At 38.5% G+C, this 8,133-nt stretch carries 15 protein-coding genes; 14 read left to right on the top strand and 1 reads right to left on the bottom strand.

Annotated elements, in window-relative coordinates; translation table 11 throughout:
• The 6 genes from AC4EG4_RS18985 to AC4EG4_RS19010 form a co-directional block, all read left to right on the top strand.
• The coding region (locus AC4EG4_RS18985; RefSeq protein ID WP_490988701.1) for a hypothetical protein at window positions 1-274 on the top strand (274 nt) is incomplete at its 5' end.
• Window positions 275-401: 127 nt separating this feature from the next.
• Window positions 402-656 carry a DUF1871 family protein gene (locus AC4EG4_RS18990; RefSeq protein WP_490988702.1) on the top strand — a complete coding sequence of 85 codons (255 nt, stop codon included), beginning with the start codon at window positions 402-404 and terminating at the stop codon, window positions 654-656.
• Window positions 657-801: 145 nt separating this feature from the next.
• Window positions 802-1,041 carry a hypothetical protein gene (locus AC4EG4_RS18995; RefSeq protein ID WP_490988703.1) on the top strand — a complete coding sequence of 80 codons (240 nt, stop codon included), beginning with the start codon at window positions 802-804 and terminating at the stop codon, window positions 1,039-1,041.
• A gap of 282 nt (window positions 1,042-1,323) precedes the next feature.
• Complete coding sequence (locus AC4EG4_RS19000; RefSeq protein ID WP_490988704.1) at window positions 1,324-1,497, top strand: hypothetical protein; 174 nt, start codon at window positions 1,324-1,326, stop codon at window positions 1,495-1,497.
• Window positions 1,498-1,520: 23 nt separating this feature from the next.
• On the top strand, window positions 1,521-1,691 hold the full coding sequence (locus tag AC4EG4_RS19005; RefSeq protein ID WP_490988705.1) for a hypothetical protein: 171 nt from the start codon (window positions 1,521-1,523) through the stop codon (window positions 1,689-1,691).
• Window positions 1,684-2,247 carry a site-specific integrase gene (locus AC4EG4_RS19010; protein WP_490988706.1) on the top strand — a complete coding sequence of 188 codons (564 nt, stop codon included), beginning with the start codon at window positions 1,684-1,686 and terminating at the stop codon, window positions 2,245-2,247. Before AC4EG4_RS19005 ends, AC4EG4_RS19010 begins: the two co-directional genes overlap by 8 nt.
• A 41-nt stretch (window positions 2,248-2,288) precedes the next feature.
• Here AC4EG4_RS19010 and AC4EG4_RS19015 read toward each other — a convergent pair whose 3' ends face one another.
• Window positions 2,289-2,528, bottom strand: coding sequence for a hypothetical protein (locus AC4EG4_RS19015; RefSeq protein ID WP_490988707.1), 240 nt, complete (start codon window positions 2,526-2,528; stop codon window positions 2,289-2,291).
• A gap of 311 nt (window positions 2,529-2,839) precedes the next feature.
• On the opposite strand from AC4EG4_RS19015, the gene AC4EG4_RS19020 reads away from it, so the two are divergent.
• From AC4EG4_RS19020 to AC4EG4_RS19055, 8 genes are all read left to right on the top strand, one after another.
• Window positions 2,840-3,031, top strand: coding sequence for a hypothetical protein (locus AC4EG4_RS19020; RefSeq protein WP_490988708.1), 192 nt, complete (start codon window positions 2,840-2,842; stop codon window positions 3,029-3,031).
• 559 nt (window positions 3,032-3,590) lie between these two features.
• Complete coding sequence (locus tag AC4EG4_RS19025) at window positions 3,591-4,739, top strand: replication initiation protein (RefSeq protein WP_490988709.1); 1,149 nt, start codon at window positions 3,591-3,593, stop codon at window positions 4,737-4,739.
• A 47-nt stretch (window positions 4,740-4,786) separates the two neighbouring features.
• Window positions 4,787-4,975 carry a hypothetical protein gene (locus tag AC4EG4_RS19030; protein ID WP_490988710.1) on the top strand — a complete coding sequence of 63 codons (189 nt, stop codon included), beginning with the start codon at window positions 4,787-4,789 and terminating at the stop codon, window positions 4,973-4,975.
• Window positions 4,976-5,381: 406 nt separating this feature from the next.
• Complete coding sequence (locus tag AC4EG4_RS19035) at window positions 5,382-5,528, top strand: hypothetical protein (protein WP_490988711.1); 147 nt, start codon at window positions 5,382-5,384, stop codon at window positions 5,526-5,528.
• A 311-nt stretch (window positions 5,529-5,839) separates the two neighbouring features.
• Window positions 5,840-6,235 carry a DUF4275 family protein gene (locus tag AC4EG4_RS19040; RefSeq protein WP_490988712.1) on the top strand — a complete coding sequence of 132 codons (396 nt, stop codon included), beginning with the start codon at window positions 5,840-5,842 and terminating at the stop codon, window positions 6,233-6,235.
• A gap of 150 nt (window positions 6,236-6,385) precedes the next feature.
• Window positions 6,386-6,754, top strand: coding sequence for a hypothetical protein (locus AC4EG4_RS19045; protein WP_490988713.1), 369 nt, complete (start codon window positions 6,386-6,388; stop codon window positions 6,752-6,754).
• 229 nt (window positions 6,755-6,983) lie between these two features.
• Window positions 6,984-7,349: a hypothetical protein gene (locus tag AC4EG4_RS19050; protein ID WP_490988714.1), complete on the top strand. Its 366-nt coding sequence runs from the start codon at window positions 6,984-6,986 to the stop codon at window positions 7,347-7,349.
• Between the two features lie 21 nt (window positions 7,350-7,370).
• On the top strand, window positions 7,371-7,925 hold the full coding sequence (locus AC4EG4_RS19055) for a hypothetical protein (RefSeq protein ID WP_490988715.1): 555 nt from the start codon (window positions 7,371-7,373) through the stop codon (window positions 7,923-7,925).
• Window positions 7,926-8,133 lie beyond the last annotated feature (208 nt).

Genomic DNA, 8,133 nt, shown 5'->3' on the forward strand with positions numbered 1-8,133 from the left:
TGAATTTTTATTTCTAACTCGTATTGCTTCACTTATCTTCGCAATCGTTTATTTAGTAATTGAAGTAAAGCAAGAGTATTTCTCAACACGCAAGCCATTATTTATTCTCTTTAGTGTCATTAGCATATTAGCTATAGCGGCATGCATTATACTTGATGAAACTTCAGCGACTGATGGATTCAATGCTAGAAGTTTTATATCCCTAGTGTTTATTTACATTCTTCTGGTCGTTAGCTATAAAAATTTATATAACAAAAACGATGCTGTAAAGTAATTTCAGTTCAACTTCAGTTTTATAAATTCTTTGATTTGAATGTAACTTATTGTGAATTAAGTTACATTCAAATCATGAAACAAAGCTGTACTAGAACGACTAAAGCATAGATTAGGGGGGAGTGGTTATGGAAGAATACATACTTGTAAAAAGTATCATTGATGAGTGGGATCCGATTGGTTTATTGAATCTTGGGTGCCCAGAAGATGAATACGACCCTGAAATCAGAGATATTGTAGCGCTCTTGCCTTTTGTGAAATCGGTTGATGAACTTGCATTAAGAATCCGGCAAGTTTTCATAAAATGGTTTGAGATTTTTTTATCAATTGAAAAGTGCCATCCGGTAGCTTTGAAAATATGGGAGGCTACTAAAAAAATATAGTTTTCCTTTTTAGTATGTCTGAATGTAACTTATTAGCAATTAAGTTACATTCGAAGTACTTGATTTATCTTAATTCTAGTAACCTAGGAAAAAGGAAAGTATTGAAAATTTAAGCTATATAGCTGGTTAGCAACCAGCCGTGATTATGATGATTATTGAAATTGACGGTTACTTCAACCAAGCCTTATTGACCGGTAAAAAATGTTCCATGCAGCAATTGAGGCAGATGTATCGACAAGCAGAACAATTAACATTTGAGCCTCGTGATTTTGCCAACGTATTTTGTAGGCTTCATAACTTCGAGCAAATTCCCTATTCAGAAGATATTGAAGTTGATTTTGTATTAGATACCGATACCGGTAGAATATACTCTCCAAGTTACTAACGTTTAGAAAACATTTGTCGAGACTTTTTGTTAAATCTGAATGTAACTTAATCCTAATTAAGTTACATTCACATCCCCCATTCTATTGACTTCACCGAAAAAACAAGCGAAACTGAAATTAGTAGAAAAAAAGATACATTCAGATCGTTGATTTTACTGGGCTCGCTTTTTGTTGGCGGCGCTCTTTTTTTTTTTTTTTGAACAAAACACCTTGAGTAGTTCGCTACATACGGCTTTTCCCTAAAAATAAAACCTGGTTCACAAACAAAGGGAGGAAGTAACATGTCCATGCGTGTTCGTTATCTGATTGTATTTGCGGTCTGTTTTGGCACAACTTTTTTCTTGCCTATCGATTTCACGAATATCTTCTTTCGTTTTCTTTTTGCGGCCTTAATGACGGGCTTGACCTGGCTTGTGCAGCCAACAGAAGGAACAAAACAACCGAAAAACAAATAAAGAAACCAAAAGGGGATTGTTGCATGTTGGTTCGTTATCGCTCCTTCTTTATCTTTGCCTTATTTTTCGCGCTGACTTTTATCATGGAGGGCTTCACGAACCTATTGGCTCGCTTGTTCTTTGCGCTTTTTATGATGGCGCTGATCTCGCTGTTGTACCCAACTAAAAAGAAAAAGGGAGCCAAAAATGACTAAACAAACCGAAATCAAAGACGTACAGCCGATTCGGTCGCTGGATCGAATTGAAGACATGAAATGGAGTTTGAAAAAGTGGTGTGGCGAACGAGACTATATGTTGTTTCTTCTTGGCATCAATTCGGGGCTGCGGGTCGGGGATTTGTTAAAGATTAAGGTGAGCGAGATCCAGGACAAACAGGTGGTGTCGCTGCGCGAAGGGAAGACGGGAAAACGCCGGACCATCCACCTTGGCAACATCTACGACGAGCTGAGTGCCTACATCGAGACCTTAAACGGCACAGAATGGCTGTTTCCGAGCCGCAAGGGCGACGGACCGATTACACGTGTCCAAGCTTACCGCCAGCTCAACAAGGCAGCCCAGATGGTCGATATGCCGGATGGCATCGGCACACACACGCTGCGCAAAACATTTGGTTATTGGCATTACAAGCAATTCAAGGATATTGCCGAGCTGCAGAATATCCTCAACCATGCGCATCCGCAGATTACGTTGCGCTACATCGGCATCACAGACGAGCAAATTGAAAGCAATTTAAAGGCCTTTCGCCTGTAAAACACGCAGCTTCTTCCAGATATTTTCGTCATGTCCGTTTTTTAGGAATGTCCGTTTTCCTCTATTCCTTTTTTCTTCCGCCATTTTGCGCCAAGTACGCTGAGGATGGCAATTAGGAGCAAGACGAGTGGGACGCCAATCAAGAATATTTTCCAGAGGGAAAAGGGAGTAGAAGCCCCAATAAAGGCACCCGTAATGGAAAAAGCAACCACAATAAATGGATCTATTTTTTTAGAAAAAATGGGTCCGGTAAATAAGCGTTTGATGTTTTGAAAATGCATCTTGTGAACCCTCCCTTTTTTGACTGGTTAGTTGCTCAATGATTGTTTTCAATACAATTTTTTATACGCCTTATTATTTCATGACATCCCTTCTTTTTCCAACTGAAACACATGAAGCAGAGGAAGCCCCTGCGGGTCCAATTCGAAGAATTATTTCTTTTTCACCGCGTGAAAAACCCATCTGCAGCAACCGGTGCATAAGTGGGCACTTGGCCCATTTTGGACCAGGTGCGTAAGTGGGCACTCGTTCTCTTTTTCTCCCTCTTGAATCGCACAAACTAAAAAGAGCCATTCAAGAAAGGAGCCTTTACATGATCGAACCTCTTAACACCCAACAAGAACTTCTCCGCCGAATTTCCGCAGCCAATCGTCACTTTGAGTTTTACAAATTGGAAGCCGATGACCAGGGACGTTTGTTGGTGGATCGGCTGAATCCCTATCACCGCGAATGGATCGAAAACGACGACGCCTATGAACAGATGGACGAAACCGAAAGCCGTTAATCTCCTTTTTTAGTCAAGGTCCAAACCGAGTTGGTGAAAAAATCCATTTGAGGGTGTTTTAAGGTCTTTTAGCTGGATAGGTTTGGGTGTATTCGAATTTCACCTTAAAAACGCTTCTAGGGTGGTTTTTGACCGTTTAACGAATAGATAAAGACTGAGGAAGACCTGTCCTTTTCTAGGAACGGTTTTTTTCTTTGTTTTGAAATACTACACTTTCGGTCCCATTTATTCTCCCACCACCACCCTCTTCACGCGCACGCGTGTGTTGTTGGTGTTTTATATTACTTGTTTAATTACTTTGTTTTAAGTGTTTTAGAGAGCATCTGAGCCCTTGGTATGACTGGTTTTTTAGAGACGAACTATCACACTTTCGGTCCCAACTATCACACTTTCGGTCCCAACTATCACACTTTCGGTCCCTGAACTATCACACTTTCGGTCCTAACTATCACTTTTTATTTTATATTGTGATATTTATTGACTTGATGGAATTATATAATATAATTAAATTATATTCCATCACAAGATAATTTATTTGTGATCATTAAGGAGAGATTGTATGGATAATAGTTATCTAGTTACACAATCAAACGATTTAATTGAAGCTCGTCATAATAACCCTTTGACTGCAAGGGAACAAAAAATAGTGCTTACGATGGTAAGCATGATTGAGCCATCTGATAGCGATTTTAAACATTATCGAATATCAATACGAGAATTTACAGAAATGTTGGGACTTGAAGGTAGTACAAAATATACAGAAATTAAACAAATAGCTAAACAATTAATATCAAAGACTATTGAAATACCTTTAGGAGATGGTGACTGGTTACTAGCTAACTGGATATCTAGTGCCAAATATCTTAAAGGGGAAGGTGTTATTGATTTATCTTTTTCTCCAGACCTGAAACCATATATGTTACAACTAAAAAATCAATTTACGTCATATCGTTTAAGCAATATTTTATCTTTAAACAGCACTTATTCAATCCGATTATATGAACTCATGAAAAAGTGGCAACATCTAGGACGTTGGGAATGTCCTCTTGCTGAATTAAAAGGAAAGATAGGAGTAGAAGAAGGGCAGTACAAACAATACGGACATTTTAAATCCCGTGTTTTAAAAACTGCAGTGGATGAGATGAATAGTAAAACCGATCTTTATATAGTTTATAAAGAGATTAAAAAAGGTCGAAGTGTAAAAAAAATTGAGTTTACAATTCGTCATGCTCCAGAAAAAGAAATTCACATTCCTCATCTTGAAGATAAGTTAGAGCCGATTAAAGAATTCAGCGAAATGGAAGTACTGCGTGTGCGAATGAACGAATTGGCTAAGGAGTATCAATTCGATACAGCGTTCTTTGCGCAGCTGCATCAGGGCGCTTCGCTTATTTGGCAAGACACCGCCGAACGGGAATTGGAGTTCTTGATTCGCTACGTCAACGAGGAAAAGACCGTCAAGAATCCTCTAGGGTTTATCAAATCCAAAATCACTTCTGCGTGGGAGATCCATGAAGCCGGAGGACACATTACGTTCGCCGATCTGCAGCCGATGAAGGAACGATCCACCGGACGACAAGAAAAATTGCCGGACTGGTTCACGTCCAGAAACGAACCACAAGAAGCTGCCGAACCGAATCCCGAACTGGCCAAAGAGAAAGAGCAAGTGCTGAGAAAGTTGGCCGAAAAGAAACAGAAAAAAGAATAGGTTAACTTAACAAGCTATATCACTTGTACCGAATAGGAGGAGAAGCAATGAAAATTAAAGATAAACTTTTCGCTAGTGACAATATCAGAAGTGCTGTTATCTTTTTTGCTTTTATCGGGTTATACACTACCTTTTTAGATATAGACTTTAATCTCTTAACCATTCTGATTTTCACTATTCTTTTTTGGTTAGGCAATTCATTGCAATCTTGGAAAAAAGAAAAACCAACCTCTTGAAAAGCAAATTCCCGACAAGTCTTTCTCCGTTTTTAGAAAGATTGCCGGGAATTTTTTTATGGACTTTTTGACGTTCGGATCACCCGTTCTTTTTTTCTGGCCCTTCGTTTTTGGAATCCCGTTTGAGAAAACAAAGGAACAAGTTCACGACGAGTGCCCATTTATACGCACCTCTTTTTTTCAAAAAGAACAGCGCCGTTTGGGTTTCCTGCAGGGGCTACTAGACAACACCCAAAATCACGAATCCAAGAAAAAGAGTCGGAAGAGCATAAGGGAAATCTGCTATCACTTTCGGTGCTAGACCAGGCGGAGCCTGGGGTTTGAGTGATATCACGAAAAAGGGCTAAAGGCCTCCACGTGGAGGCCCTTAAAAAAGCCATTTGCCTCCATATGGAGGCACCTTTTTTTGGCTGCAGGATCACCAGAAAAAAATATAAAAAGAGAAAAAGTCCGTCATCTTTTGGCGCGATCGGCGCAGCTGGAAATGAATATTCAGGACAAAAAAATTTGTTTTTGCGTTCTAAAAAGTTGGTACAAAATTGTACCAAAGTGATTTTTTCGTGGTACAAAACTGTACCAAAATGAAAATTTAATGGTCCCATTCAAACACGAGGCTCTGCCTCGTCCCCCATTGAAAATGGGGACACGTTTTCCTTATGCTCTTTCTCTGTTTTTGCTGGGTCCGTGAATTTTCCCGTTTGATTTGAGCTTCTGTGGGAACCGAAAAAGGTATCTTAATTTTGAAAAGTCCTCGCATATAATCAAGCCTCAAAGTGCATCGGTTTAGTTTTGCAAAAGGAACAGAATTCCTTTTATATGAGTTATATAAATCTCGATAGATAAGAACGCAAGGGGGATAAGATTGTGCATTTTAGACAAGAGCTTCATGTAAAGGAAATCCCTAAATGGGGTGGATATTTACGGGGGAAATGGAAAGAAAGTTTTGCTAGTCACTTGTCAACGAATCGAAAACGAACGATTTATTTACAACAATATTTATGGCATTTATTTAGTTATGAAGAACGGAAGCACATTGATGGGGAAGAAGCCGTGAGAGCTTTCTTAAAACAGAAAAAAGGGAAATGCACGATTTTTTTTCAGCATGTGGACGATGCTTATGTGCTAGAAAATGCAGAAAGTTTGACCCTAACAGATTTAATTACTGATCATGAAGATTTATACGTGATGGATTGGAACGGGGAATGGACTTTTATCATCACCCACGAAAGAGAATTCGGTCCGTACTACTGCAAGAATTGACAAGTAGTTAAACTACTTTGCTGAAGAATTCAAAAGTGTCCAGTTATACATCACTCCCAAATCGGGGTGGTTCCTGGAAGAAATTTGTCGCCTTCGGATGTGAAAAGATAAGTAGCAATCATTCATTTTTAAAAAGTTGGAGGAAAACAAATGACAGCTGGAGTTGGAATCGATTTTTATATTGCCAATACGCGAAAAGAGATGCCTAGTTCTGAAAAATACGTGAAATTCGAGGAGGATCTGCAAGATTATCTGCTCACAAAGGAGGGAGATCCAGCAAAAAAATATGGTCTTCTTTTAAACCTGGATCAATACAGTGATCGAGTGTTTTCAGCTAGAGAAGTAAATGAACTGGTCATTATTTGCGAACATCTGCTAAATGAATATAGCGTTACCACAAAGAAAAAGTGGGAAGTAGATAAAACAACTTGGGGAATAAATATGTTTGCTGAAGAATTAAAAGTGCTATGTTTGGCTGCGCTGGACCAAAAGAAAAAAGTGTTTGCGGTAGGAGACTAAGGAAATAGAGATACAGGTTTACATATCCCGAATTATCGGCAGTCCTATAAGAAATTAAAAAGAAGATGCTGAGTTACTAGCATCTTCTTTCTGTTCAATTACTTCTGATAACTTGTGATATGTAAACCCATATCTATTCAATAATCTGACATCTAATATGTTATACATGTTTTAATAACTTATAAAGAGCTCACTTTTACTATTTGTAATCATTGAAAGGAGATTTATTATGACTTATTTTTATTATATTGCCTCTGATATCGAGTTGGTTCCAGAAGCTTATAAAGAATATGAATTGTATTTCGAAGAATCTAATGAACGTATTAAAGGGTTCGATTTTCCTCTTCAACTTGAAATTGAGAATGGAATTAATGCAAAAGAAGAAGCTGAAATTCTGCTGGAGTATATTTATAAAAAAGCTGAAAACCATAAAAGATGTACATTTCAAGTTGCAAAATTAGTCAATTCTAATAGGGTGCCATTCAAAGTCCTAGAGAAAAAACAAGTATTCTTACATAAAATAAAGTCATCGGATGAACTACTTTTGCCAGAAGGTCATCTGCTTACTATCAAAAAAGTTCCAGTGGTGTATTAAAAAAGAGGTGGTGATGATTTGATGATGACTCCTAGCGAAGTAAGTGCCAAATTAAATATCCAGCCCTCTACATTGCGAAAGTATTCGGCTTTGCTTGAACAAGAAGGGATCCAATTCAAACGAACCCATAAAAATGCCCGTCTTTACACCGATAGCGAGTGCATAGCGATTGAAGGCATCATAGCGACAGTACATAGCGGTAGAAAATCGCTTGAAGAGGCTGTTATAGAAGCATCTAGTGATTTAAAAAAGAACGTCTCCGTAGCGCCACGCGAGCGCGGTAGCGACGACATAGCAGCTGCTACGCTGAATGAAGTGAAACAGCTGAAAATCCAGATACAGCAACAAGAAGAGCGCCAAAAAGAACGAGATATCATGTTTGTGGAAGTATTGGAGAAAATGCAGCAGAAGATTGATCGGATGGAAGAGCAACAGAAGCAATTACTTGCACCAGTATCGGAGGAACCCGATTTAAAAGCGCCTGAATCGCCCTCACAGCAGCCAGAAAGCGAACCTGAAACGGTAACACCCAAAAAAGATACACGAAGTTTATGGGCCAGGATCTGGAACAAATAAACATACTAATCTAGGGGAAGTGAATGTAACTTAAGTGCAGTTAAGTTACATTCAAACTTAGTTAAAGTATTAAAAAATATTGTTTAGACAAGAATGAAATATGAGGAGTTTAGGATGAAAAAAAATATAAGTACTATAATCGTGATTTTGGCATTGATCGGCTTTTTAGTTGCAACGTTTTTTCTTCAGTATGAATTTTTATTTCTAA

Source organism: Planococcus sp. TJ-201 (assembly GCF_058268495.1).